We start from the raw sequence: 23,908 nt of genomic DNA, 5'->3' as shown, positions 1-23,908 counted from the left end.
GACGCCGCCGAACAATCATTGTGGGAAAGCCCCGCACCTTATGGTGCGGGGCTTTTCTGCGTTTACAGGCCGGTCAGGCCGGCGTCACCAGTGCGGTGTCGTAGGCCAGGATGACCGCCTGGACGCGGTCGCGGGCGCCCGTCTTCGCGAGGATGCGGCCGATGTGGGTCTTCACCGTGGACTCCGCGAGATGGAGGCGCTCGGCGATCTCCGTGTTCGTCCAGCCCTGGCCGACGACCGTGAGGATCTCGCGCTCCCGTTCCGTGAGGGTGGAGAGGCGCGGGTCCTCCTGGGGCGGGGCCGTCGCGGGGGCGGCGGACTGCGGCAGGTGGTGGATGTAGGCGTCCAGGAGACGGCGGGTCAGGCTCGGGGCCACGACCGCGTCGCCGCTCGCGACCGCGCGGATGCCCGCGAGGAGCTCCTCCGGCTGGGCGTCCTTCACCAGGAAGCCGCTCGCGCCGGCGCGCAGGCCCTCGTACGCGTACTCGTCGAGGTCGAAGGTGGTGACGATGAGGATCCGGGTGCGGGCGCCCGTAGCGACGATGCGGCGGGTGGCCTCGATGCCGTCGAGGCCGGGCATGCGGATGTCCATCAGGACGACGTCGGGGTGGTGGCGGTCGACCTGGCGGATCGCCTCGGTGCCGTTCGAGGCCTCGCCGAGGACCGTCATGTCGTCCTGGCTCTCGAGGAGCATGCGGAAGCCGAGGCGCTGCATCGGCTGGTCGTCCGCGATGAGTACGGTCGTCACGAGAGGGAGCCTTCCAGGGGGAGTCGGAGACGGACGTGCCAGCCGCCGGCCGGCAGGGCGCCGGAGTCGAGCCGGCCGTCGTAGAGGGCGGCGCGTTCGCGCATGCCCGTGAGGCCCTGGCCTTGTCCCCGGTGGGGGCGGTTGGCCGTCGGTGTGCCCGTGTCGACCACCTCCACCAGGAGTTCCTTCGGGGCGTAGGCCAGGAGGACGGTCGCGCGGGCCTTGGGGCCCGCGTGCTTGAGGGTGTTGGTGAGAGCTTCCTGGATCACGCGGTAGACCGTCAGCTGGGCGCCCGGCGCCAGGGGTTGAGGGGCGGGCTCGTCGCGGACTTCGAGTTCGACCGCGAGGCCCGCCTTCCGTACGCCGGTGAGGAGCGTGTCCAGGTCGGCCAGGGTGGGCTGGGGGTCGCGGACGGCCTCCTGTTCGTCGTCGCGCAGGACTCCGAGGAGGCGGCGGAGGTCGTCGAGGGCCTGGCGGCTCGTCGTGCCGATGGCGTCGAGGGCCTGGGCGGCGCGCTCGGGGCTCTTGGCCGCCGCGTACCGGCCGCCGTCCGCGAGTCCGGTGATGACCGAGAGGTTGTGGCCGATGATGTCGTGCATCTCGCGGGCGATCCTGGTGCGTTCGGCCGCGGCGGCGAGCCGGACCTCCTGGTCGCGTTCGACCTCCAGGCGTCGGGCCCGGTCGACGAGGCCGGCGGTGTGGTCCCTGCGGGAGCGGACCACGATGCCGAGGAGGGCGACGAGCGCGTACGCCCACAGGGTGGGGACGACGCGCTGGTCCCAGGTCTCGTGGGAGAAGCGGACCGCGCCTGTCACGAGCGGCGGCAGGATGAGGGCGAGGGCCCAGAGGAGTGCGCGCGGCGGGCGGGTGAGCGCGAGGTGGAAGACGGGGAGCGTCTGGAGGTAATTGGCCTGGAGGAAGGCGCCGGAGGCGTCGCTGACCAGTGCCGCGCAGGCCATCACGGCGAGGGCGGTCATGGGGCGGCGGCGGCGCCAGTACAGGGGCAGGGAGAGGGCCAGGCTGAGGGTGAGGACGAGCCAGGCCGGTACGGAGTCGTCCCGGGCGGTGTTCTGCCAGCCGCCCGCCGCGTCCACGAGGGCTGCCCCGGTCCAGCAGAGGGTCAGTGTGGCGTCCCAGACCCAGGGGTGGCGGCCGTCGAAGGCGAGCGTCCGGTTCAGCAGGCGCTGGAGGTGCCTGCTGAGGCCCGTCGTCCCGGCCGGGTGTGGTGTCTCCTCCGTGATCATCCGTCCATCATCCTCATACGTCGCGGCGCTTGAGCAACAGGGCGGGGACCGTGAGTGCCGCGGCCGCCCAGAGGCACAGGGCGAGAAGTGCGGCGCCGGGGGAGGCCGCGCCCGGGATCGGGGTCGCGGAACCGAGGGCTCCGGCCGCCTGGGTGGGGAAGTACCGGATGGCCGTGTCCATGGCCTCGTACGGGAGCATTCCGAGGATCTCGGGGACGATCAGGACTCCGCCGACGAAGGCGCCGATCGCGCCCGGGACGGAGCGGAGGGCGGCGCCGAGGCCGAGGGCGATGACGCCGAGGAGCGTGACGCCCGCCGCGTTGCCCGCGATGGCGGCGAGGACGCCGTCGTCGGTGAGGGAGGCGGCCTGGTCGGTGCCGGAGAGGAAGAGCTGGGCCGTCACGAAGGTCGGCAGGGAGGTCAGGAGGGAGAGCGTGAACACGACGGACGTGTAGACGGTCGCCTTCGCCCACAGGACGGGGAGGCGGCGGGGGACGGCGGTGAAGGAGGCGTGGGCCAGGCCCGTCGCGTACTCGCCGGCGGTGACGAGGATGCCGAGGACGGCGAGGGCGATGCCGCCGAGTTGCGAGCCGTAGAGGGTGAGGACGACGGTGTCGACGTCGGAGTCGCCGCCGTCGGAGGTGTAGGTGGAGCCCATGAGGATGCCGACGCCGAGGACGAACGCGACGGCGGTGAGGACGGTGATCCAGGTGGAGCGGACCGTCCACAGCTTGTGCCACTCCGAGCGGAGGACGCGGGCGGTCGTGAGGCCGTAGGGGGTGACGGGTGCGGCGGTGGTCGGCGCGGGGGTGGTGGCGGTGGTCGTCATGCGGGGGCTCCCTGGTATTCGACGGAGTCGCGGGTGAGGTCCATGAAGGCCTGCTCCAGCGATGCGGCCTGCGGGGTGAGTTCGTGGAGGGGGATGGCGTGGGCGGCGGCCGCGCGGCCGATCTCCGGGGCCTCCAGGCCGGTGACGAGGAGGGTGTCGGCGGCCTCCGTGGTGAAGCGCGCGTCGGGGAGGAGCCGGCGGAGGCGGTCCGCTTCCGGGGTGACGACCTTGACGGAGGCGCCGCCGGAGGCTCGTACGAGCTCGTCGACCGTGGTGTCGGCGAGGAGCCGGCCCTTGCCGATGACGATGAGGTGGTCGGCGGTGAGGGCCATCTCGCTCATGAGGTGGGAGGAGACGAGGACGGTACGGCCCTCGGCGGCCAGGGACTTGAGGAGGGTGCGGATCCAGAGGACGCCCTCGGGGTCGAGGCCGTTGACGGGTTCGTCGAGGACGACGGTGGCCGGGTCGCCGAGGAGCGCGGCGGCGATGCCGAGGCGCTGGCCCATGCCGAGGGAGAAGCCCTTGACGCGCTTGCGGGCGACGTGGGTGAGGCCGGTGAGGGCGAGGACCCGGTCCACGCGGGTGTGGGGGATGCCGTGGGTGTGGGCGAGGGCCATGAGGTGGTGGTGGGCGGAGCGGCCGGGGTGCAGGGCGCGGGCTTCGAGGAGGGCGCCGACCCGGGTGAGCGGGGCGCGGTGTCCGGCGTAGGGGCGGCCGTCGATGGTGGCGTGGCCGCGGGTCGGGGAGTCGAGGCCGAGGATCATGCGGAGAGTGGTGGACTTTCCGGCGCCGTTGGGGCCGAGGAAGCCGGTGACGGTGCCGGGGTGGACGGTGAAGCTGAGGTCCTGGACGACGGTGGTGTCCCCGTACCGCTTGGTGAGGTTCTCTGCTCGGATCATGTCGACGACGCTACGGAGCGGGCGCAGGCGGGACGTCGGACCGTGGGTGGGTGCCGGGGCGCGGGCGTAGTACCGGGGTACGACGGCCGGTGTGCCGGTCTGCCGGGGCGGGAGTGTGAGGGAAAAGTCCTTGTCAGAGGGGTCTCGCCGTGGCGAGGATCGGCGGTATGGACTATTCGATTCGCACCATCCGCGCCGACGAGTGGGAGCAGGTGCGTGAGCTGCGGCTCGCCGCCCTCCAGGACCCGGTCGCGCACCTGGCGTTCCTGGAGACGCACGAGGAGGCCGCGGCTCGGCCGGATTCCTTCTGGCAGGAGCGGACGGTGAATTCCTCGGAGGATGGGGCCGGTGATGTGCGCCAGTTCGTCGCGGAGGCGCCGGACGGCCGGTGGGTGGGGACGGCGACGGTGCTCGTGGAGCGGGCCGCGGCCGAGACGTTCTTCGGGGACGTGCCGGTGGTCGAGCAGACGCATGTCGTCGGGGTGTTCGTCCGGGACGAGGCGCGTGGCTCGGGGGTGATCGACGCGCTGTTCGAGGCCTCGGCGGAGTGGTCCTGGGCTTTGGAGCAGCGGGTCGAGCGGGTGCGGCTGTACGTCAACGGTGAGAACGTGCGGGCCCAGGCGGCTTACCGGCGGCTCGGGTTCGCGGACACCGGTGTCCGGGTCGCCCTGCACGGCAGTGAGGTGGCGCAGGAGTTGGAGTACGAGCTGCTGCGGCCGGCGGGGTGGGTCCGCGCCTCAGTGGCTGAGTGAGTTCTCCGGCCAGCGGGATCTCGCCTGTTCGGGGGACCGCATCAGGGCGAGGGTCGGGAGGCCCTGGTCGTGGCCGGTGGCGAGGAGCTCCGGGAGGTGGGGGAGCGGGGCCACGGCGGCGACGTCGTCGAGGACGAGCGTCAGTGGTGGGTCGAGCCGACCGTCGGATGACCGTGCGGCCATGCGGCGGCCGTGCTCGACCACGCTTGCGGCGAGGGCCGTGAGGAGCGGCATCGCGCCGGGGTGGGCCCGGGGGTTCTCGATCGGTTCGCCCACCACGTAGAGCGTGCCCCCTTCGGTGAGGAAAGATGCGAGGGCCAGCGAATCCGTTCGATTCGGGACGCAGGCCTCGCGGATGTGGATCGAGGAGAGCGCGGCGAGCGCACGGGCCGTCAGTTCCTGGGCCAGGCGGCGGCTTTCGGGGTGGGCGGTGAGCGCCGATTCGAGGAGGCCGGCGAGGCCGGAGGCGGCCTTGGGGTGGCTGCGGAGGATGCGTACGGGTTCGTGGGCGCCGGCGCCCTGGGCCCAGCGGTGGACCTGTCGGAAGGGGCGGCCGTCGACGGCGGCGGCGTGCAGCCAGCAGCGCAGAAGCGTTTCGGCGGTGTCGGCGGTTGCCGCGTCGAGGCGGGAGGGCGGGCGTACGGGGGCGAGCAGGGCGGCTGCCCGCTGCTGGGCGACGGCCGGGTCCTCGCACTGCTCGGACGGGGACCAGTGGAGGCGCCCGGGGGTGTCGCAGAGGTGGCCGGGGTCGTGGACGAGGACCGGGCCGAGCTTGCCGCGGGCGTCCTTCGTCGAGGACCAGACGGCCGGGTCGGAGGTGACGACCAGGACGGGGCCCTCGGCGTCGCTGATCGCCTGGACGGCTGCCGGGTGGCGGGTCTCCGGGGGGCCGTAGACGATCCGGGTCGGCCGGCCGGGGGTGGCTGCGGGGGCCTGGGCCGGGGCTGGGGCCGGGCCCGGGGCTGGGGGTGGCGGTGCGGCGGTGGCGGGTGCGGGTGTCTGTGTGGCCGGCGTGGTCGTGGGTGCTTGTGTGGTGGGCGCCGGCGTTTGTACGGCCGCGAGCGGCTCGGCGGGTGTCGGGGCGGCTGGAGCCGTCTCCGTGCGCGGAGGGGTGATCACGACGGTCTCGGCGGTCTCGGCGGGTGCCGTCGGGGCCGGGTCCTTTCGTAGCCGGGCGGCGGCCGGGGCCTGGGTGTACGCGCCCGCCTTCCGGTTCGCCCGTACCGCGCGCCAGCGGGCGATCGTGCCCAGGGCGAAGATCGAGAGGACCAGCAGGACCATCGCCTCGCCGATGAGGAGGCCCCAGAAGAGCCCGTACCCCGAGAGCTGGTCCGGCGGGGTCGCCGGCCAGGCCGCCGCGAGGTCCGTGGGGGCCGTGGCCAGGGAGCGCAGGGCCGCGGGCGTGCCCATGAAGGCGACGCCCCGCGGCCAGGCCCCGTGGGCGAAGAGCCCGGCGAGGCCGGTCGCCGTCCACACGAGGGCCGTGAGGCAGAAGAGGAGGCCGAACAGGCCGAGCAGCAGCCCGTCGGAGACTCCCCCTCCCTTCCGTGCTGGTTCCATTACGCCACCGTCGACTGCGAAGTGCCGTTCATCTGCTGCTCGATGAGGATCGCGCGCTGCTCCGTCTCCCACTCCAGCTCGGGATCGACGACGGAGGACTCGGTCATGGCGCGGTCGGTGTAGACGAGGGGGCGTTCCTTCTCGGTGATGAGGTGTTTGACCACCTGCACGTTGCCGTTGACGTCCCAGACAGCGATGCCGGGGGTGAGGGTCGGGATGATCTCGACCGCCCAGCGTGGCAGTCCGAGGACCCGGCCCGTGTTGCGTGCCTCGTCGGCTTTCTGGGCGTAGATGGTCCGGGTGGAGGCCATCTTGAGGATCGCCGCGGCCTCCTTGGCGGCCGCTCCGTCGACGACGTCGGAGAGGTGGTGGACGACGGCGACGAAGGACAGGCCGAGGCGGCGCCCGAACTTGAGCAGGCGCTGGAACAGCTGCGCCACGAACGGGCTGTTGATGATGTGCCAGGCCTCCTCGACGAGGAAGATGCGCTTCTTCCGGTCGGGGCGGATCCAGGTGTGCTCCAGCCAGACGCCGACGATCGCCATGAGGATCGGCATGGCGATGGAGTTGCGGTCGATGTGGGAGAGGTCGAAGACGATGAGGGGCGCGTCGAGGTCGATGCCGACGGTCGTCGGGCCGTCGAACATGCCCCGGAGGTCGCCGTCGACGAGCCTGTCGAGGACGAGGGCGACATCGAGGCCCCAGGCGCGTACGTCGTCTATGTCGACGTTCATCGCCTCGGCCGATTCGGCCTCGGGGTGGCGGAGCTGTTCGACGATGTCGGTGAGGATCGGCTGCCGGTCGGTCTTGTGCTCGGTGACGTAGGCGTGGGCGACCTTGAGGGCGAAGCCGGAGCGCTCGTCGAGGCCGTGACCCATCGCCACCTCGATGATCGTGCGGAGCAGCGCGAGCTGACCGGTAGTGGTGATCGAGGGGTCGAGGGGGTTGAGGCGGATGCCGGAGTCGTTGGCGACCATCGGGTCGAGCCGGATGGGAGTTATTCCCAGCTCCTGCGCGATGAGGTTCCATTCGCCGACGCCGTCCTCGCCCTGGGCGTCGAGGACGACGACCTGCCGGTCACGGAAGCGGAGCTGGCGGAGCACGTAGGTCTTCTCCAGCGCCGACTTGCCGTTGCCGGACTCGCCGAGGACCAGCCAGTGGGGGGCGGGGAGCTGCTGCCCGTACAGCTGGAAGGGGTCGTAGATGTATCCCTTGCCGCTGTAGACCTCGCGGCCGATGATCACGCCGGAGTCGCCGAGGCCGGGGGCGGCGGTCGGCAGGTAGACGGCCTGGGCCTGTCCGGTGGACGTGCGGACGGGCAGGCGGGTCGTCTCCACCTTGCCGAAGACGAAGGAGGTGAAGGCGTCGGTCAGGACGGACAGCGGATCTCGCATCGGTCGGTGCCCCTTCGGCCTTAGCGGCGGATGCCGGTCGCGAACGGCAGGGTGTTCACAAAGGCCCTGTGGTGCTCGCGGTCGCACCACTCCAGCTTCAGGTACGACTTGCCGGCGGAGGCCCTGATCGTGCGCTTGTCCCGGGCCAGGGCCTCGGGCGAACGCGACGACACCGTGATGTACCCGACGAGGTTGACTCCGGCAGCGCCGCTGGCGAGATCTTCACCCCGCTGGTCGAGCCGGCCGTGGGCGGCGATGTCGCGGGGGTCGACGGTGCGGTTCATCTTGGCGGCGCGGCTGGCGTCCGCCTCGTCGTTGGTCTTCTCGGTGAGCATGCGCTCGATGGCGACCTCGGTGGGCTCCAGGTCCATGGTGACGGCGACCGTGCGGATGACGTCGGGGGTGTGGACGAGTAGCGGGGCGAGGAAGTTGACGCCGACCGGGGTCATCGGCCACTCCTTCACCCAGGCGGTGGCGTGGCACCAGGGGGCGCGGGTGGAGGACTCGCGGGTCTTGGCCTGGAGGTAGGTCGGTTCCATCGCGTCGAGTTCCGCCGGCCAAGCGTTTCGTTTCGTCATGGCCTGGATGTGGTCGATGGGGTGGTCCGGGTCGTACATGGAGTGCACGAGGGAGGCGAGCCGGGACTGGCCGAGGGGCTGGCGTACGCGAATGTCGGCCTCGGCGAGGCGGGCGCAGATGTCGGTGAGCTCGCGGGCCATGACGACGGCGAGGCCGGCGTCGCGGTCGAGCTTGCGTGCGCCGGAGGCGTGGCGGGCGGCGCGGGCCATGACGTTGGCCTCGGCGGCGAGTTCGCGGGTGTAGTGCATGCAGGCGACGAGGTAGGCGCGGTGCTGCTCGCTGGAGGTGGAGACCATCGACTGGAGCTGCTCGTACGACTCCTTGAGCCAGGCGGGGGCCGTCGTGTCACCGCGCTGGGTGACGTCCTTGGCGTGGGCGTCGGGGTCGGCGGGGAGGGTGCGGGCCAGCATCTGGAGGCGGGTCACGAAGCCGTCGCCGTTGGCGACGTGCTTGAGGAGGGTGCCGAAGCGGTCGACGAGGGCTTCCTGGTCCTCGCTGTCGCGCAGGCCGACGCCGGGGCCCTCGATCTCGATGGCGGCGGTGACGGTGCGGCGGTCGGCGTGGAGGAGTACGGCGATCTCGTCGGGGCCGAAGGGGGCGGCGAGCCAGCCGACGCGGCCGATGCCGGGGGGCGGGCCGATCTCGACCTCGCGGCCGTCGAGGTGGGTGCCGGATTCGGCGGCGACGGAGCGGTAGGCCGTGCCGCGCTTGAGCATGCGCTTGTAACTGCGGTTGACCTCGAACCACTTGTAGAAGGTGCGGCCCTTGTACGGGAGGTACACGGCGGCGATCGCGACCATGGGGAGGCCGGCGAGGAGCGCGATCCGGAGGGAGAGGACGGGGACGAGGAGTCCGCTCATCATGCCGAGGAAGGCGCCGACGATGATGAGGGCGATCTCGCCCGTCTCACGGTTCTTGCCGACGATCGCGTTGGGCCGGGCACGGCCGACGAGATACGTACGGCGGGGCGCGACCGGCTGGGACTGGGTCGTCAACGCCCTCCACCTCCAGAGTTGCGGTTGCTGTGCGGGGTACCCGTGGTGGGACTGCTGCTACGGGGCGCGGGTGGGGGCGTGGCCCCGCCGCCGCGGTTGTCGCCGCCGCGGCTGCTGTGGGCGGCGACGCCGCCGGCGAGGGGGTTCGCGGGGCGGGCCTGGGAGCCCGTGTTGCCTTGGTTGCCGCCGCCTCCGCTGTCGCGGGTGCTGTGGGTCTTGATGCCCTGCGAGACGAGGGAGGCGGGGGAGGAGATGACGGCGGCGGCGGTGTTCTCGCCGGCGCGGTGGAGGCGGTTGTTGCGGGAGGCGGCGATCTCGTCGCCGAAGCCGGGGACGAAGCGGTAGATCACGGCGGAGGCGAAGATGGCGAGCAGGATGATCGCGAGTCCGGACACGACGGCGGAGAACGAGTCGGGGCCGGTGCCGGAGGAGAGCGCTCCGGCGAGGCCGAGGACGATCACGATGACCGGCTTGACGAGGATCACGGCGATCATGATTCCGGCCCAGCGGCGGACGTGGCCCCACATGTTCTTGTCGACGAGGCCGGAGTAGACGACGACGCCGAGGAGCGCGCCGACGTAGAGCATCACGGCGCGGAGGAACAGCTCCAGGTAGAGCACGCCGGCGGCGAGGACGGTCACCAGCGACACGATGATCAGCATGATGGGGCCGCCACCGATGCTGTCGCCCTTCTGGAGGGCCTGTTTGAAGCTGCCGAAGAAGACGTCGGTCTGTTGGCCCGTGCCGGAGGCGATGACCTCGGTGATGGCGTCGGTGGCGTTGACGACGGTGTAGAGGATGAGCGGGGTGAAGGCGGAGGCGAGGACCGTCAGCCAGAGGAAGCCGATGGCTTCGGAGAGGGCGGTGGCGAGGGGGACGCCTCGGATGGCCCGCTTGGCGACGGCGAGGAGCCAGAGGAGGAGGGTGAGGAAGGTCGCGGCGGCGAAGACGATCGCGTACCGGCCGAGGAACTCCAGGTTGGTGAAGTCGACGTCGGCGGTTTCCTTGACGGCCTTGGAGAGGTAGTCGATGGTCGCGATGGCGGCGTCGGCGCAGCCGCGGGCGAGGGAGGAGAGGGGGTCTAGGGCGGTGGTGGGGTTGGGCAGGGGTGCCTGGTCGCCGCCGGATTCCCTCTCGCAGAGCTGCCGGGCCGTCCCGGTGAGGAGTTCGCATTCCTTGTTGCCGACGGTCGGGGTCGGAGTGGGGGCCGTCGTCGGGGCGGTCGGCGTCGGCGTGGGGGCCGCCTGGGCGGCCGGAGCGAGCAGGAGGGGTACGGCGAGGAAGGCGGCGACGGCCGCGGTCGTCACGCGTCCGGCCAGGCTTCGGCTAGCGGGCATAGGTGAACCCTCCGTATCCCTCGACGGCCTCGGCGATCTCGTCGGCCGTGGAGGCGCGGCTGTCGCCGTTGACCGGTGTGGGGCCGTCGCTCTGGCTGAAGGACTCCACGCGCCAGTCGCCCCCGACCCACTTGAGCTTCTGCGTGATGGTGAACCAGGTGGAGGTGACGGGCTTGGTCGAGCCCGCTCCGGCGAGGCCGCCCAGGCCGGTGCACCAGACCTCGACCGTCGCCGAGTCCTCGGTGTAGTCCCGGACCTTGGTGCCGATCGGGACGGTGCGTGAGACGAAGGTCAGGCCGGTGGGGGCGGTGCCGTTCTCGTCGAGTCCCATGCCGGCCATGAGGCCCGCGGAGTAGGAGGCGTCGAGCTTCTTCAGGAGGTCTTCCACGACCGCGGGGTCGTGGATGGCGCGCACGATCTCCGCGCGGGGGCCGTCCTGGAACATCTCGGCCGAGCCGAGGACCACCGCGTAGTTCGTCGCCGCGCTCTGAGCGCCCTGGTCGGTGTGGGCGAAGCCTGCCGGGAGTTGGCCGTTCCTGCCCGTCACCGGGCGGACGCCCGTGGCTGCCGTCGGGGCCTCGGCGCCGGGGGTGGCTGTCGTGGGGGCCGCGTCCGCCGGGTCTCCGCCGCCCTGGTTGGCGAAGGCGATCGCCGCGATGAGGAGGACGACCACGCTCACGACCGTGATCAGGGAGCGGGAGCTGCGGACGGGGCGGCGGGCGCCGCCGTAGACGTCGCCGCTGTTGCCCTCGGGCAGACGGGTCCGGGTCTGGCCCGAGCCGCCCACGCCGCCGAAGCCGTCGTGCTCGTCGCCGAGGCTCATGCCGGGTACGCCCCCTCACTCGTTCGCGGGTACGACAGTGCTGCAACATGGCTGGGCATCAGGGAACGCAAACACGACATCAGCAGGCCTCAGGGAGACGGGGTCCGACGGGGGATCAGACGGCCATCCCGTACACGATGGTGAACAGCGTCCCCAGCGATCCGATGATGAAGACGCCGGTGAGGCCGGCGACGATCAGGCCCTTGCCCTGTTCCGCGCTGAAGGTGTCGCGGAGCGCGGTCGCGCCGATGCGCTGCTTGGCGGCTCCCCAGATGGCGATGCCGAGGCAGAGCAGGATGGCCACGGCCATCACGACCTCGATCATGATCTTGGCTTCGGCGCCCAGGCTGCCGAAAGGGCCCCAGTTGGGGGCGATTCCACCGATGATGGTGGTGATGTCGCCCTTTTCTGCCGCCAGGTACATGTAACTCACCGCCCCTGTTGGGTAGTTAGCTGCCCCTGCCGGACGGCATGGGTCATCGCCCTATCTTCGCTGATGAAACCGCTCGTGTGTGACGCCTTGACGGGTCTCTTTACCCGATCCCCGCACACTTGACCGGTCTGACCGTCTTGACCTGCGGTGGTGTGGCCGGTTTCCATGCGAAGGAGCGTATGGTCACTCTGTGTATCACGGAGGGTGACTCCGGGCAATGATTGTCGTTGTTGCACTCTTGGGGCGCCGTCGCGCCGCGTCGCGCCGCGTCGCGCCGCCCGTCCGGCGCGTCTCAGACGTACGAGGCGATCAGGCGTGACAAGTGACGGCCCGCCAGGAGCAGGGGGTCCTCGGTTCGGGTGACCTGGGCGGTCACTTCCGCGCCTTCGAGCGTGTTGATGACGGTGGCGGCCAGGTCGCGGGCCTCGGGGGAGGGGAGTCCGCAGCCGAGGAGCTTCTCGGCGACCAGGTTCTGCCAGGTGCGCAGGGCCTCGGCGCAGGCCTGCTGGATGGGGTTGTCGGAGCCGAGGGTCTCCAGGGCGGCGGCGGTGACCGGGCAGCCGTCGACCCAGCCCGAGGCGCGGAGTTCGCGGGCCAGGAGGCGGGCGCAGGCGTCGACGGCCTCGGCGGGGCCGTCCTCGGTGTCCAGCGCGGTGCGCAGGAGGTCGGCGAACTCCTCGCGGCCGTGTGCGATGGCCGCGACCGCGACGGCTTCCTTGCCGCCGGGGAAGAAGTGGTAGACGGAGCCGAGGGTGGCGTCCGCCTCCTTCGCGATCTGTTTGATGCCCGTGCCGACGTAGCCCTGGCGCTGGATGAGGCGTGAGGCGGCGACGACGATCCGGTCGTGGGTGCTGCTGGTCTGCATGGGGCGAGTCTAGTCCGCGTACTGAGTAGAGCGTTCGTTTTAGAGCGTGCTACGGTTCTGTCCAGTCACTAAGTAGAGCGTTCGTTTTAGGGCGAGCGCATTTCGATGGGGGATCGCCATGCAGAACGACCATTCCGTCACCGTCATCGGCCTCGGGCCCATGGGACGCGCCATGGCCGGCGCCTATCTCGACCAGGGGTACGAGGTCACCCTCTGGAACCGGACCCCGAGCCGGGCCGCCGAGCTCGTGCGCCGTGGGGCGGTCCTCGCCGCGAGCCCCTCCGAGGCGGTCGCCGCCAACGAGCTCGTCGTCCTCAGCCTCACCGACTACGACGCCTTCTACGGAGTCCTCGGCGCGGTCGACCCCGCCGTCCTGACGGGCAGGGTCCTCGTCAACCTCAGCTCCGACACCCCGCTGCGGGCCCGGGAGGCCGCCGCCTGGGCGGCGGAGCGCGGCGCGGTCCAGCTCACAGGCGGCATCCTCACCCCGCCGTCCGGCGTGGGCGACCCGGCCAGCTCCGCCTTCTACAGCGGCCCCCGGGAGGTCTTCGAGGCCCATCGCGGCACGCTCTCCGTGCTCACCGGCACCGACTACCGCGGTGAGGACCCCGGCCTGGCCGCGCTCTTCTACCAGCTCAACATGGTCATGTTCTGGACGGCGCTCTCCGGCTACTGGCAGGCCATCGCCCTCGCCGGCGCGCACGGCATCTCGGCCACCGAGCTCCAGCCGTACGCCCGGAACGCCCTCGACCTCGACCGGTTCATCGACTTCTACGCGCCCCGGGTCGACGCCGGCCACCACGGCGGTGACGTCGACCGCCTGGAGATGGGCCTCGCGAGCACCGAACACGTCCTGCACACCGTCACGGACGCGGGCGTGGACGGTGCCCTGCCGACCGCGGTCGCCGACCTGTTCCGGCGCGGCGTGGCGGCCGGTTACGGGGACGGCAGTGCCTCCAGTCTCGTGGAGTTGCTGAAGAAGAGCTGACGGCACGTCCCGCAACCGCCCCCTCGGACCCCCCGCCGCCTAGACTGACCCGGGGCGTACTGCCATGAACCGAGGGGTGGTTGACGGTGCGTAGGGCTGGCAAGGCGTGGCTGGTGGCCGGTGGGGCCTTCGGGGTCTGCCTCAGCTTTGTCGCACTGCTCGTCGTCGGGACATACTCCGCGGCGGCGGGGCTCATGGGCGGCGCGGGCAGCGGGAAGAACGGCACCGTGGGGCTGGCCAAGGGCTCCGTTCCCGCCCTCTACCAAGGGCTCGTGCAGAAGTGGGGCAACCTCTGCCCCGCGATCAATCCCGCCCTGCTCGCCGCGCAGCTCTACCAGGAGAGCGGATGGAACCCGCGGGCCGTCTCCTCCGCCGACGCCCGCGGCATCGCCCAGTTCATCCCCGGCACCTGGGCCGGGCACGGCATCGACGGCGACGGGGACGGCGACCGGGACATCTGGGATCCCAAGGACGCGATCCCCTCGGCAGCCTCGTACGACTGCGAGCTCGCCGGCTACGTGAAGAACGTGCCGGGCGACCCGGCGAACAACATGCTGGCCGCGTACAACGCGGGCGCCTACCGGGTCATCAGGCACGGCGGGGTGCCGCCCATCAGCGAGACCCAGAACTACGTGCGGATCATCCGCTCCCTGGAGCAGAGCTTCGCCCGGCCGGCGGGCCGCGTCGACCCCTCCCGGCAGGCCGCCGGAGCCATCCACTACGCCCAGGGGAAGCTCGGCACCCCCTATCTCTGGGGCGGTACGGGCACGGCCGCGCAGGGTGGCCGGTTCGACTGCTCCGGGCTGACCCAGGCCGCGTACCTGAGTGTCGGCATCGAGCTGCCGCGCGTCGCCAACGATCAGTACAACGCCGGGCCGCACCCGAGCCGGGAGGAGCTCCTCCCCGGCGACCTCGTGTTCTTCTCCGACGACCTGACGAACTCGCGGGCCATCCGGCACGTCGGCATCTACGTCGGCGGCGGGTACATGATCGACGCCCCGCGCACCGGCGCGGTGATCCGCTTCACCCGGATGGACACCCCGGACTACTTCGGCGCGACCCGTGTCACGAAGGACGGTGCCGCCGCACTGCCCACTCATCTGCCGCAGACGTAGGGGCAGGAGACGGACCGTCGGGTCGCAACGCCGTCGTATGGGACATGCCCGGAACTCTCCGTCATGCCGTGGCCCTGAGCTGCGGTGGACCGTCACTCTTCGATAACGTCGTCATGATCCACCGGAGAGAGCGGAACGCACGCCTCAAGCAGTTCGTTCCCTGATCCGAACGCTCTGACCACGGGGGTGGGAAGACAGACACGAGAAGCAAGGGGCGGCAGCAGATGGCTGGACTCGCATCGGACGGTGCCAACCCCGATGTCAGCCTGCTCTACGACATCAACGGGCTGGCGAAGGCCGCTCCGCCGTGGTTCGACCGTGTCATGGAGTTCGTCGGCGAGTACGGGATCATGCTCGGGATGGTCCTCGTCGTGCTCTGGTGCTGGTGGAGCGTCCGCCGCAGGGGCACCCTCGCCGACTCCGTCTCCGCCGTCGCCGGGCTCGTCTGGGCCCCGCTGGCAGCCGGTGTCGCCCTTCTCGTCAACATCCCCATCCGGGGCTTCGTCGAGCGCCCCAGGCCGTTCAACGACCACGAGGGCCTCGAGGTCCTCGTCGCGGGCAAGACCGACTTCTCGTTCGTCAGCGACCACGCCACCATGGCCATGGCGCTCGGCGTCGGCCTCTTCGTCGCCCACCGCAAGTTCGGCCTCGCCGCCATCGGCCTCGCCCTCACCGAGGGCTTCGCGCGGGTCTACATGGGCGTCCACTACCCCACCGACGTCATCGGCGGCTTCGCCCTCGGCACGGCGGTGGCGCTGCTCCTCGCGCCCGTGGCGCTCGCCCTGCTGACCCCCGTCGTCTCCGCCGTCGCCCGCTCCGGCCGCGCCGCCGCGTTCGTCCGCTCCCGGAAGGCCGCGGGACCGCAGCAGCCGGAGACCGTCGACATCCCCGAGCCCCGGCTCGGCGGCCCCGCCAACGGGACCACCCAGAACGACCTCGCAGCCTAGGGGGTGTCGTCACATTCCTGTCTGCCCCGCAACGTCTGGCACGCACTCTCGCCGCACCGGGTGGAAGCCCACGTACGTCCAGTACGTGGGCTTCCACCCGGCACGCCGAGAGCACGCACCAGACGCCGCGGGGCCGCCCTTCGGGCGACGACGGGAATGTGACGACACCCCCTAGGACCTGCCAGGCACCAAGGCCTGTCACGCCCCAGGACGTGTGTCGAAAGGCCCGCCGGCCTGGCGGCGCCCTAGTGCTGAGGGGTGTCGGCCGACGTCGTCGTACCGAGGTGTTCCGAGGCGTCCGTGCGGGCTCGCTCGCGCGACCTGCGGGCCGGGCCCGACCAGCCGCAGCTGCACCTGGCCAGCGCGAACGAGCCGCGCTCCGTCGTCGTGGTCGTGTGGGGGGAGGACTCCGCGTGCACACCACCACCGTACTGCGCGTGACGGCTCGCCCGGGCCGTCGTTATCCGGATCGGGTGTCTCCCGTCCCGCGGGACCGGGGGCGTGCGGGTCCCGGGCAAGCAGCGGTGAGGCGTTGGGGGTTGGCAGGCGATGGTGATGCAGCTTTACGGGCGTCCGCACGGTCGCGGGAGCGGGGCGTTCGCCGTCACCGCCGCCCTGGTCGGCTCACTCGTCGGGGCTTCGGCGGTCACGGGCTGCGGAGCGCCCGAGGACCCGAAGCCGACGGTCGACCCCCTCCTCGCCGTACGGAACGCGGCCGACGCGCTGACCAGAGCCGGCACCTCCAAGGCGAGCACCTCCATGGAGATGGCCGCCGGCGGGACCCGGGTCACGATCCGCGGCGAGGGCGGCTACGACTTCCGCCGCCGCACCGGCCGGCTCCAGGTGGTGCTGCCCAAGGACGCGGCCGGGACCGACGAGCACCGGCCCATCACCGAGCTCCTCACCCCCGGCGCCCTCTACATGAAGAACCGGGGCGCGGGCGTGCCCGCTGACAAGTGGGTCCGCGTCGACACCACGGCCCTCGACGACGGCAACCTCGTCACGGGCGGGGCCACCGACCCGGCGGCCGCGGCGGAGCTGCTGCGGGGCGCCCGGGAGGCCACGTACCTCGGGGAGGTCGATCTGGCAGGGGTGAAAGTCGGCCACTACCGCGGCGTCGCCGACATCGCCCACGCGGCGCGCGTCGCCTCGCCGCAGCTGCGCGGGGCGCTCGCCGCAGCGGCGAAAGGGTTCGCCAAGGACACGGTGCCCTTCGACGCGTATCTGGACGCGGAGGGCCGGCTGCGGAAGGTCCGCCACCAGTTCAGCTTCAGCAACCAGGGCCGCACGGTCGCGGTCGCGTCGACCACCCTGCTGTACGGCTTCGGGGTCACCGTGCAGGTGACGCTGCCGGAGCGGCGGGACATCTACGCCGGGAAGATCAAGGCCTGACCAGGGGCGCCGGTCGGGCCGGGTGGTTCGGACCATCGGCAAATGGTCCGGACGTGTCATGCGCCCCGAGTGGCGCTCTCCCTAGGCTGGGAGACCTCCGGGAACCTGGGAGACAGAAGCCGGCAGGAAGAGGTGACCGCACGTGGCCCCGCCCGGTACAGCGACCGTTTCCGCGGACCCGGACCGCGTCGCCCTCGCCGAGATCGAGCTGTGCGGCGAACTGATCATCGCCGCCTCCGCCGCGGACGGGGAGCGCCTCAGTGCCGACCGGATCGACGAGGTCCTGCGGGTCGCCACCGAGCGGGCCGTACGGGAACGCTGACCGCACGGCCCCCGCGTCCTGGCCGTACGGTGGCCCCCGCCGTGACCGCTCAGGTGCGCATCATGCGGGCGATGGCCTTGGTGGCCTCCTCGACCTTGGCGTCGATGCCCTCGCCGCCCTTCGTGGCCGCGTCGGCGACGCAGTGCCGCAGGTGCTCCTCCAGGAGCTGGAGGGCGAACGACTGGAGCGCCTTCGTCGACGCCGACACCTGGGTGAGTATGTCGATGCAGTAGACGTCCTCGTCGACCATCCGCTGGAGGCCGCGGATCTGGCCCTCGATCCGGCGGAGCCGCTTGAGGTGCTCGTCCTTCTGCTTGTGGTAGCCGTGCACGCCGTGGTCGTGGTCGGCAGGCTCGACGGCCCCGACAGCCTCGACGGGCTCGGGGGTGACCTGGTCCGCCTCGGTGGTCGTCATCGCGTCCTCCCGTTGTCCAGAAAGGGGGTGTATACCCCTCGTGGGTATATGGTACCGATCCCCGCCGATCCGGGCGGGGGCCCGTGCAGTTCACTGTGCCTGATGGGCGACACTGAGAGGACGCCGGTTAGCCGTGGCCGGATGATGCGCCTAGCATCAGCCTGACCGAAACCCAGCACCCCGAGGACCTCACGTGCGATTTCGTCTGACCCCCAGGGAGACGAGCTTCTACGACATGTTCGCCGCGTCCGCGGACAACATCGTCACGGGCTCCAAGCTCCTGATGGAACTGCTCGGAGCGGAGCCTTCCGCCCGGGCCGAGATCGCGGAGCGGATGCGGGCAGCGGAGCACGCCGGCGACGACGCCACCCACGCGATCTTCCACCAGCTGAACTCCTCCTTCATCACACCCTTCGACCGCGAGGACATCTACAACCTCGCGTCGTCCCTCGACGACATCATGGACTTCATGGAGGAGGCCGTCGACCTGGTCGTCCTCTACAACGTCGAGGAACTCCCCAAGGGTGTCGAGCAGCAGATCGAGGTCCTGGCCCGGGCGGCCGAGCTGACCGCCGAGGCCATGCCGAACCTGCGGACGATGGCCAACCTCACCGAGTACTGGATCGAGGTCAACCGTCTCGAGAACCAGGCGGACCAGATCCACCGCAAGCTGCTCGCGACGCTCTTCAACGGCAAGTACGACGCCATCGAGGTGCTCAAGCTCAAGCAGATCGTCGATGTCCTGGAAGAGGCGGCCGACGCCTTCGAGCACGTCGCCAACACGGTGGAGACCATCGCGGTCAAGGAGTCCTGAGCTTCGTGGACACCTTCGCTCTGATCGTGACCATCGGTGTCGCGCTCGGCTTCACCTATACCAACGGCTTCCACGACTCCGCCAACGCCATCGCCACCTCGGTGTCGACCCGGGCGCTGACCCCCCGGGCAGCGCTGGCGATGGCCGCGGTCATGAACCTCGCGGGCGCCTTCATGGGCAGCGGGGTCGCCAAGACCGTCAGTGAGGGGCTCATCGAGACCCCGACCGGTGACAAGGGGATGGGCATCCTCTTCGCCGCGCTCGTCGGCGCGATCATCTGGAACCTGATCACCTGGTACTTCGGCCTGCCGTCCTCCTCCTCGCACGCGCTGTTCGGCGGCATGGTGGGTGCGGCGCTCGCCGGCGGCACCGAGGTGCTCTGGGGCGGCGTCCTCGACAAGGTCGTCATCCCCATGTTCATCTCGCCGGTGGTCGGCCTCGTGGCCGGTTACCTGGTGATGTGCGCGATCCTGTGGATGTTCCGCAAGGCCAACCCGCACAAGGCCAAGCGCGGCTTCCGTATCGCGCAGACGGTGTCGGCGGCCGGCATGGCGCTCGGCCACGGTCTGCAGGACGCGCAGAAGACCATGGGCATCGTGGTGATGGCCCTGGTCATCGCCGACGTGCAGCAGTCGGGCGACGACATCCCGGTGTGGGTGAAGATCGCCTGTGCCGTGATGCTCTCGCTCGGTACGTACGCGGGCGGCTGGCGCATCATGCGGACCCTCGGCCGAAAGATCATCGAGCTGGACCCGCCGCAGGGCTTCGCCGCGGAGACGACGGGTGCGTCGATCATGTTCGGCTCGGCGTTCCTCTTCCACGCGCCGATCTCGACGACGCACGTCATCACCTCCGCGATCATGGGCGTCGGCGCGACGAAGCGCATCAACGCGGTGCGGTGGGGTGTCGCCAAGAACATCATCCTCGGCTGGTTCATCACCATGCCGGCGGCGGCCTTGGTCGCCGCCGCGAGCTTCTACGTGGTGCAGCTCCTGTTCGGCTGACGCATGGCCGAAAGTGGTCGGGCCCGGCTCCCCTGTGGGGGAGCCGGGCCCTTCGTCTTACGGTGGCACCGCCATGCAGCACCGCAGGACGAGCCTTATCCGAAGCGGCCCGAGATGTAGTCCTCGGTCGCCTGGACGCTCGGGTTGGAGAAGATGCGCTCGGTGTCGTCCAGCTCGATGAGCTTGCCAGGCTGGCCGACGGCCGCCAGGTTGAAGAAGGCCGTGCGGTCGGAGACGCGGGCGGCCTGCTGCATGTTGTGCGTCACGATGACGATCGTGAAGCGCTCCTTCAGCTCGCCGATCAGGTCCTCGATGGCGAGGGTGGAGATCGGGTCGAGGGCGGAGCAGGGCTCGTCCATGAGCAGGACGTCCGGCTCGACGGCGATGGCCCGCGCGATGCACAGACGCTGCTGCTGACCACCGGAGAGGCCGGAGCCCGGCTTGTTCAGACGGTCCTTGACCTCGTTCCAGAGGTTCGCGCCCTTGAGGGACTTCTCGACGATGTCGTTGAGCGCGGACTTCTTGTACTTGCCGTTGAGCCGCAGGCCCGCCGCCACGTTGTCGAAGATCGACATGGTGGGGAAGGGGTTGGGGCGCTGGAAGACCATGCCGACCGTGCGCCGCACGGCGACCGGGTCGACGTTCGAGCCGTACAGGTTCTCGTCGTCGAGCATCACCTTGCCCTCGACGCGGCCACCGGGGGTGACCTCGTGCATGCGGTTCAGGGTGCGCAGGAAGGTGGACTTGCCGCAGCCGGAGGGGCCGATGAAGGCCGTCACGGAGCGGGGCTCGACGGTCATCGAGATGTCGTCGATCGCCTTGTGGGCGCCGTAGAAGGCGGAGAGGCCGCTGACGTCGATGCGCTTGGCCATGTGAATCACTTCCAATTGCCGCGGTCAGCGGCCGGTCTTCGGGGCCTTCCAGCGGGCGATGCCGCGGGCCACCAGGTTGAGGATCATGACGAAGGCGATCAGGACGAGCGCGGCGGCCCAGGCACGGGCCACCGAGGCGTCGGTGCCGACCGCGTACTGCTCGTACACGTAGAGCGGCAGGGAGGACTGGGCGCCTTCGAAGGGGTTCGGGTTGATGAGCTTCGTACCGAACACGAGGAGCAGGACGGGGGCTGTCTCGCCGGTGATGCGGGCGACCGCGAGCATGACGCCCGTGGTGATGCCGCCGATCGCGGTGGGCAGGACCACCTTCAGGATCGTGCGCCACTTGGGGATGCCGAGGGCGAGGGAGGCCTCGCGGAGCTCGTTCGGGACGAGCTTGAGCATCTCCTCGGTGGAGCGGACGACGACCGGCATCATCAGGATCGCGAGGGCCATCGCGCCGGCGAAACCGGAGGGGCCGAAGCCCAGCATCAGGTTCCAGGTGGCAAGGATGAACAGACCGGCGACGATCGACGGGATGCCCGTCATGACGTCGACGAAGAAGGTGACGGCCTGGGCGAGCTTCCCGCCGCCGTACTCGACGAGGTAGACCGCGGTCAGCAGGCCGATCGGGGCCGCGATCAGCGTCGCGATGCCGACCTGCTCGATGGTGCCGAGGAGCGCGTGGTAGACGCCGCCGCCGGCCTCGGTGTCGAGGACGCCGTTCATCGAGTGGGTCAGGAAGTAGACGTCGAGGACGGCCATTCCCTTGCTGATCGTGACCCAGGCGAGGGAGAGCAGCGGGACGACGGCGAGGACGAAGCAGACCCAGACGAGGCTGGTCGCGACGCGGTCCTTGGCCTGACGGGCGCCCTCGACCTTCGTGGTGACGGCGTACGTCGTGAGGACGAAGAGCAGGGCGGCGAGCATGCCCCACTGGACCTTGCTGTGCCAGCCGGCGGCGAGGCCGATCCCGATGCCCGCGGCGATCGAGAAGGCGGCGACGGCGGCCGGGGTCCAGCGGGGGAGGCGGGCGTGGGAGAGGGGTCCGCGCCGGGGGGCGACGGAGACCGGACGTTCCTGAATGGCGTGGCTCATGCCGCGGCCCCCGAGTACTCCTTGCGGCGGCCGATGATCCAGCGGGCGGCGCCGTTGACCAGCAGGGTGATGACGAAGAGGACGAGACCGGAGGCGATGAGCGCGTCGCGGCCGAACTCGTTGGCCTCGTTGAACTTGGCGGCGATGTTCTGGGCGAAGGTGCCGCCGCCCGGGTCGAGCAGGTGGCCCGAGATGAGGAAGCTGGGGGAGAGGACCACGGCGACGGCCATGGTCTCGCCGAGCGCGCGGCCGAGGCCGAGCATGGAGGCGGAGATGATGCCGGAGCGGCCGAAGGGCAGCACCGACATGCGGATGACCTCCCAGCGCGTGGCGCCGAGGGCGAGGGCCGCCTCTTCGTGCATCTTCGGGGCCTGGAGGAAGACCTCGCGGGTGACGTTGGTGATGATCGGCAGGATCATGATCGCCAGCAGGATGCCCACGGTGAAGAGGTTGCGGGCGACGCCTTCGCCGGACTTGTCGAAGATGTACGTCCAGCCCATGTACTCGTCGAGCCACTGGTTCAGGCCGTCCAGGTACGGGACCAGGAAGATCGCGCCCCAGAGGCCGTAGATGATGCTGGGCACGGCGGCGAGCAGGTCGACCACGTACGCGAGCGGCTTGGCCAGCTTGCGCGGAGCGTAGTGCGAGATGAAGAGCGCGATGCCGATCGCGACCGGCACGGCGATGAGCATCGCGATGACCGAGGAGACGATCGTGCCGAAGGCGAGGACGGCGATGCCGAAGACCGGCGGGTTGCCGGCCGGGTTCCACTCGAAGGTGGTGAAGAAGCTGGTGCTGTCCTTCGAGATCGCGAGGATCGCGCGGTAGGTGAGGAAGCCGGCGATCGCGGCCATGATCACGAGGAGGGTGATGCCGGAGCCTCGGGACAGACCGCTGAAGATGCGGTCACCGGGGCGGGACGCGCTCTTGGCGCGCCTGTTCCTCTGTATGTCTGGTGTGGTGGTAGCCATCTGCTTCTCCGGTCTGCGGTGCTCGTACGGCTGTACGGGCTCCTGGCGGCGGTGCACCGGATGCCGGGGCCGGCCCCTGGGTCGGGGCCGGACCCGGCCGGGGGTCAGGACAGGGTGGGGACGATCGCGCGGACCTTGGCCGCGATCTCGGCCGGGAGCGGGGCGTAGCCGGCGTCGGAGAGGACCTTCTGGCCCTCCTCGCTCACGGTGTAGTTGAGGAAGGCCTTCAGGGTCGGCAGGGTCTCCGCCTTGTTGCCCTTGTCGCAGGCGATCTCGTACGTGACGAGGACGATCGGGTAGGCGCCGTCGGCCTTGGTCTTGTAGTCGAGGGAGAGGGCGACGTCGTTGCCCGTGCCCTTGACCTTGGCGGCGGCGATGGCCTTGGAGGCGTTCTCCGTGGTGGCGGCGACCGGGGCGGCGGCACCGGTGGCGATGCTGACCGTGGAGGACTTGTTGGCCTCGGCGTACGAGAGCTCCATGTAGCTGATGGAGCCCTCGACGTCCTTGACCGCGGTGGCGACACCGGAGGAGCCGTTGGCGGCCTGGCCGCCCTGGGCGGGCCACGACTTCGACTTCGGGTCGTGCTTCCAGTCCGCCGGGGCGGCGGTGGAGAGGTACTTGCCCAGGTTCTGGGTGGTGCCCGACTCGTCCGAGCGGTGGAAGGCCTGGATGGCGGAGTCGGGGAGCTTCGCGCCCGGGTTCAGCTTGGTGATCGCCGGGTCGTTCCACTTGGTGATCTTGTTGTCGAAGATCTTGGCGATGGTGGAGGCGTCGAGGATCAGGTTGTCCACGCCGTCCAGCTTGTACGCGACGGCGATGGGGCCGCCGACCATCGGCAGGTTGACGCCCTTGCCGCCGCCGGTGCAGATCTTCTGGGACTCGGCGACCTCTTCGTCCTTCAGGGCGGAGTCGGAGCCCGCGAAGGCGACCTGGCCCTGGTTGAACTTGGTGATGCCACCGCCGGAGCCGATGCCCTGGTAGTTGATCTCGACGCCCTCACAGGCGGCCTGGAAGTTCTTGACCCACAGGTCCATCGCGTTCCGCTGCGCGCTGGAGCCGGCGGCGAGCAGCTTGCCCTTGGCGCCGGCGCAGTCGATGTTCGACGCGGCGGACGTCTTGGCGGTGCCGCCGTCCTTCGCCGGGGTCTCCGTGTTGTTGTCCGAGCCACACGCCGAGAGGACCAGGGCGCCGGAGACGACGAGGGCACCGATCGCGGAGGCGCGAAGCCCGTTCTTGCGCGAAAGCTTCACTTTCGGGTGTTCCTTCCAGAAGCCGCCTTGCCGCGGACCCGATGTCCTGGTCGTTCTACGGCGGCGCGTGTGGGTTGGTGGTGCATCGCAGTGCTCCGAGCACCGTGTGAGTCCGAAATTAGGCAGAACAGGTGAAGCCGTCGACGGAAGAGAGTGAACGGGAAGTGAACCGTGCCGGAAGTGGCGGTGCGGGGGGTGCTCCGGATCATGGCGGTGGACAGGCGCGGCGCTCCGAGAACGCCGACACGATCGTGGAGCGCGA

25 protein-coding genes are annotated in these 23,908 nt (G+C 70.6%); 8 read left to right on the top strand and 17 right to left on the bottom strand.

The window, feature by feature from the left end:
- Positions 1-73: 73 nt before the first annotated feature.
- The 4 genes from IE124_RS10690 to IE124_RS10675 are packed head-to-tail and all read right to left on the bottom strand — an operon-like array spanning position 74 to position 3,720.
- Entirely contained in the window at positions 74-748 is a 675-nt protein-coding gene (locus IE124_RS10690) for a response regulator (RefSeq protein WP_189507189.1), read from the bottom strand.
- The gene (locus IE124_RS10685) at positions 745-1,992 is read right to left on the bottom strand and encodes a sensor histidine kinase (protein WP_189507187.1); all 1,248 of its coding nucleotides are present in this window, start codon (positions 1,990-1,992) and stop codon (positions 745-747) included. The genes IE124_RS10690 and IE124_RS10685 overlap by 4 nt, the downstream gene beginning before the upstream one ends.
- Positions 1,993-2,005: 13 nt before the next feature.
- Positions 2,006-2,821 carry an ABC transporter permease gene (locus IE124_RS10680; RefSeq protein WP_189507185.1) on the bottom strand — a complete coding sequence of 272 codons (816 nt, stop codon included), beginning with the start codon at positions 2,819-2,821 and terminating at the stop codon, positions 2,006-2,008.
- A complete protein-coding gene (locus IE124_RS10675; protein ID WP_189507183.1) occupies positions 2,818-3,720 on the bottom strand; it encodes an ABC transporter ATP-binding protein in 903 nt (300 codons plus the stop codon). The genes IE124_RS10680 and IE124_RS10675 overlap by 4 nt, the downstream gene beginning before the upstream one ends.
- Before the next feature lie 167 nt (positions 3,721-3,887).
- On the opposite strand from IE124_RS10675, the gene IE124_RS10670 reads away from it, so the two are divergent.
- Entirely contained in the window at positions 3,888-4,472 is a 585-nt protein-coding gene (locus tag IE124_RS10670) for a GNAT family N-acetyltransferase (protein ID WP_189507181.1), read from the top strand.
- Here the strand turns inward: IE124_RS10670 and IE124_RS10665 are convergent.
- The 7 genes from IE124_RS10665 to IE124_RS10635 all read right to left on the bottom strand — a co-directional run bounded on the left by IE124_RS10665 (position 4,458) and on the right by IE124_RS10635 (position 12,458).
- Positions 4,458-6,032: a type IV secretory system conjugative DNA transfer family protein gene (locus IE124_RS10665; RefSeq protein ID WP_189507179.1), complete on the bottom strand. Its 1,575-nt coding sequence runs from the start codon at positions 6,030-6,032 to the stop codon at positions 4,458-4,460. The genes IE124_RS10670 and IE124_RS10665 overlap by 15 nt on opposite strands.
- Positions 6,032-7,426, bottom strand: a complete 1,395-nt coding sequence (locus tag IE124_RS10660; RefSeq protein WP_189507177.1) for an ATP-binding protein — start codon at positions 7,424-7,426, stop codon at positions 6,032-6,034. Before IE124_RS10660 ends, IE124_RS10665 begins: the two co-directional genes overlap by 1 nt.
- A 20-nt stretch (positions 7,427-7,446) precedes the next feature.
- Positions 7,447-9,000, bottom strand: a complete 1,554-nt coding sequence (locus IE124_RS10655; RefSeq protein ID WP_189507175.1) for an SCO6880 family protein — start codon at positions 8,998-9,000, stop codon at positions 7,447-7,449.
- Entirely contained in the window at positions 8,997-10,337 is a 1,341-nt protein-coding gene (locus tag IE124_RS10650) for a hypothetical protein (protein WP_189507173.1), read from the bottom strand. Before IE124_RS10650 ends, IE124_RS10655 begins: the two co-directional genes overlap by 4 nt.
- Positions 10,327-11,160 (bottom strand): DUF8175 domain-containg protein, encoded by an 834-nt coding sequence (locus IE124_RS10645; protein WP_189507170.1) that lies wholly within the window; start codon positions 11,158-11,160, stop codon positions 10,327-10,329. Before IE124_RS10645 ends, IE124_RS10650 begins: the two co-directional genes overlap by 11 nt.
- Before the next feature lie 115 nt (positions 11,161-11,275).
- Positions 11,276-11,584 carry a DUF8827 family protein gene (locus tag IE124_RS10640; protein ID WP_017242359.1) on the bottom strand — a complete coding sequence of 103 codons (309 nt, stop codon included), beginning with the start codon at positions 11,582-11,584 and terminating at the stop codon, positions 11,276-11,278.
- 301 nt (positions 11,585-11,885) lie between these two features.
- On the bottom strand, positions 11,886-12,458 hold the full coding sequence (locus IE124_RS10635) for a TetR/AcrR family transcriptional regulator (RefSeq protein ID WP_189507168.1): 573 nt from the start codon (positions 12,456-12,458) through the stop codon (positions 11,886-11,888).
- A 118-nt stretch (positions 12,459-12,576) separates the two neighbouring features.
- Here IE124_RS10635 and IE124_RS10630 point away from each other — a divergent pair, with 118 nt between their 5' ends.
- The 3 genes from IE124_RS10630 to IE124_RS10620 all read left to right on the top strand — a co-directional run bounded on the left by IE124_RS10630 (position 12,577) and on the right by IE124_RS10620 (position 15,508).
- Positions 12,577-13,446 (top strand): NAD(P)-dependent oxidoreductase, encoded by an 870-nt coding sequence (locus IE124_RS10630; protein ID WP_189507166.1) that lies wholly within the window; start codon positions 12,577-12,579, stop codon positions 13,444-13,446.
- 80 nt (positions 13,447-13,526) lie between these two features.
- Positions 13,527-14,561 carry a C40 family peptidase gene (locus IE124_RS10625; RefSeq protein WP_189507164.1) on the top strand — a complete coding sequence of 345 codons (1,035 nt, stop codon included), beginning with the start codon at positions 13,527-13,529 and terminating at the stop codon, positions 14,559-14,561.
- Between the two features lie 224 nt (positions 14,562-14,785).
- A complete protein-coding gene (locus IE124_RS10620; protein ID WP_189507162.1) occupies positions 14,786-15,508 on the top strand; it encodes a phosphatase PAP2 family protein in 723 nt (240 codons plus the stop codon).
- Between the two features lie 245 nt (positions 15,509-15,753).
- On the opposite strand, the gene IE124_RS10615 is transcribed toward IE124_RS10620, so the two are convergent.
- Positions 15,754-15,927, bottom strand: a complete 174-nt coding sequence (locus tag IE124_RS10615) for a hypothetical protein (protein WP_189507160.1) — start codon at positions 15,925-15,927, stop codon at positions 15,754-15,756.
- Positions 15,928-16,057: 130 nt separating this feature from the next.
- Between IE124_RS10615 and IE124_RS10610 the strand changes: the two genes are divergently transcribed.
- Both IE124_RS10610 and IE124_RS10605 read left to right on the top strand, forming a co-directional pair.
- Positions 16,058-16,900 (top strand): SCO4651 family lipoprotein, encoded by an 843-nt coding sequence (locus tag IE124_RS10610; RefSeq protein ID WP_189507158.1) that lies wholly within the window; start codon positions 16,058-16,060, stop codon positions 16,898-16,900.
- Between the two features lie 142 nt (positions 16,901-17,042).
- On the top strand, positions 17,043-17,222 hold the full coding sequence (locus tag IE124_RS10605; protein WP_189507156.1) for a hypothetical protein: 180 nt from the start codon (positions 17,043-17,045) through the stop codon (positions 17,220-17,222).
- A gap of 49 nt (positions 17,223-17,271) precedes the next feature.
- On the opposite strand, the gene IE124_RS10600 is transcribed toward IE124_RS10605, so the two are convergent.
- The gene (locus tag IE124_RS10600) at positions 17,272-17,637 is read right to left on the bottom strand and encodes a metal-sensitive transcriptional regulator (protein WP_150267860.1); all 366 of its coding nucleotides are present in this window, start codon (positions 17,635-17,637) and stop codon (positions 17,272-17,274) included.
- A gap of 193 nt (positions 17,638-17,830) precedes the next feature.
- Here IE124_RS10600 and IE124_RS10595 point away from each other — a divergent pair, with 193 nt between their 5' ends.
- Positions 17,831-18,451, top strand: a complete 621-nt coding sequence (locus IE124_RS10595; RefSeq protein ID WP_015035093.1) for a DUF47 domain-containing protein — start codon at positions 17,831-17,833, stop codon at positions 18,449-18,451.
- A 5-nt stretch (positions 18,452-18,456) separates the two neighbouring features.
- Positions 18,457-19,455 carry an inorganic phosphate transporter gene (locus tag IE124_RS10590; RefSeq protein ID WP_189507154.1) on the top strand — a complete coding sequence of 333 codons (999 nt, stop codon included), beginning with the start codon at positions 18,457-18,459 and terminating at the stop codon, positions 19,453-19,455.
- Positions 19,456-19,550: 95 nt separating this feature from the next.
- Here IE124_RS10590 and pstB read toward each other — a convergent pair whose 3' ends face one another.
- From pstB to pstS, 4 genes are all read right to left on the bottom strand, one after another.
- Positions 19,551-20,327 (bottom strand): phosphate ABC transporter ATP-binding protein PstB, encoded by a 777-nt coding sequence (pstB, locus tag IE124_RS10585; RefSeq protein WP_189507153.1) that lies wholly within the window; start codon positions 20,325-20,327, stop codon positions 19,551-19,553.
- A 24-nt stretch (positions 20,328-20,351) separates the two neighbouring features.
- The gene (pstA, locus tag IE124_RS10580; RefSeq protein ID WP_189507151.1) at positions 20,352-21,425 is read right to left on the bottom strand and encodes a phosphate ABC transporter permease PstA; all 1,074 of its coding nucleotides are present in this window, start codon (positions 21,423-21,425) and stop codon (positions 20,352-20,354) included.
- Complete coding sequence (gene pstC / locus IE124_RS10575) at positions 21,422-22,396, bottom strand: phosphate ABC transporter permease subunit PstC (protein ID WP_189507149.1); 975 nt, start codon at positions 22,394-22,396, stop codon at positions 21,422-21,424. Before pstC ends, pstA begins: the two co-directional genes overlap by 4 nt.
- 104 nt (positions 22,397-22,500) lie before the next feature.
- On the bottom strand, positions 22,501-23,646 hold the full coding sequence (gene pstS / locus IE124_RS10570; RefSeq protein WP_189507147.1) for a phosphate ABC transporter substrate-binding protein PstS: 1,146 nt from the start codon (positions 23,644-23,646) through the stop codon (positions 22,501-22,503).
- Between the last annotated feature and the right edge of the window lie 262 nt (positions 23,647-23,908).

It is taken from the genome of Streptomyces narbonensis (genome assembly GCF_014649015.1).
GTDB classification, from domain to species: Bacteria; Actinomycetota; Actinomycetes; order Streptomycetales; family Streptomycetaceae; genus Streptomyces; species Streptomyces narbonensis.
This window is presented reverse-complemented; position numbering and strand designations above follow the sequence as displayed.

Coding starts and splice junctions, on each gene's coding strand:
- IE124_RS10640 (WP_017242359.1), bottom strand. CDS start 11,584: ATGTACCTGGCGGCAGAAAAGGGCGACATCACCACCATCATCGGTGGA.
- IE124_RS10670 (WP_189507181.1), top strand. CDS start 3,888: ATGGACTATTCGATTCGCACCATCCGCGCCGACGAGTGGGAGCAGGTG.
- IE124_RS10645 (WP_189507170.1), bottom strand. CDS start 11,160: ATGAGCCTCGGCGACGAGCACGACGGCTTCGGCGGCGTGGGCGGCTCG.
- pstB (WP_189507153.1), bottom strand. CDS start 20,327: ATGGCCAAGCGCATCGACGTCAGCGGCCTCTCCGCCTTCTACGGCGCC.
- IE124_RS10685 (WP_189507187.1), bottom strand. CDS start 1,992: ATGATCACGGAGGAGACACCACACCCGGCCGGGACGACGGGCCTCAGC.
- IE124_RS10665 (WP_189507179.1), bottom strand. CDS start 6,032: ATGGAACCAGCACGGAAGGGAGGGGGAGTCTCCGACGGGCTGCTGCTC.
- IE124_RS10630 (WP_189507166.1), top strand. CDS start 12,577: ATGCAGAACGACCATTCCGTCACCGTCATCGGCCTCGGGCCCATGGGA.
- IE124_RS10620 (WP_189507162.1), top strand. CDS start 14,786: ATGGCTGGACTCGCATCGGACGGTGCCAACCCCGATGTCAGCCTGCTC.
- IE124_RS10600 (WP_150267860.1), bottom strand. CDS start 17,637: ATGACGACCACCGAGGCGGACCAGGTCACCCCCGAGCCCGTCGAGGCT.
- pstC (WP_189507149.1), bottom strand. CDS start 22,396: ATGGCTACCACCACACCAGACATACAGAGGAACAGGCGCGCCAAGAGC.
- IE124_RS10650 (WP_189507173.1), bottom strand. CDS start 10,337: ATGCCCGCTAGCCGAAGCCTGGCCGGACGCGTGACGACCGCGGCCGTC.
- pstA (WP_189507151.1), bottom strand. CDS start 21,425: ATGAGCCACGCCATTCAGGAACGTCCGGTCTCCGTCGCCCCCCGGCGC.
- IE124_RS10610 (WP_189507158.1), top strand. CDS start 16,058: ATGGTGATGCAGCTTTACGGGCGTCCGCACGGTCGCGGGAGCGGGGCG.
- IE124_RS10635 (WP_189507168.1), bottom strand. CDS start 12,458: ATGCAGACCAGCAGCACCCACGACCGGATCGTCGTCGCCGCCTCACGC.
- IE124_RS10675 (WP_189507183.1), bottom strand. CDS start 3,720: ATGATCCGAGCAGAGAACCTCACCAAGCGGTACGGGGACACCACCGTC.
- IE124_RS10680 (WP_189507185.1), bottom strand. CDS start 2,821: ATGACGACCACCGCCACCACCCCCGCGCCGACCACCGCCGCACCCGTC.
- IE124_RS10660 (WP_189507177.1), bottom strand. CDS start 7,426: ATGCGAGATCCGCTGTCCGTCCTGACCGACGCCTTCACCTCCTTCGTC.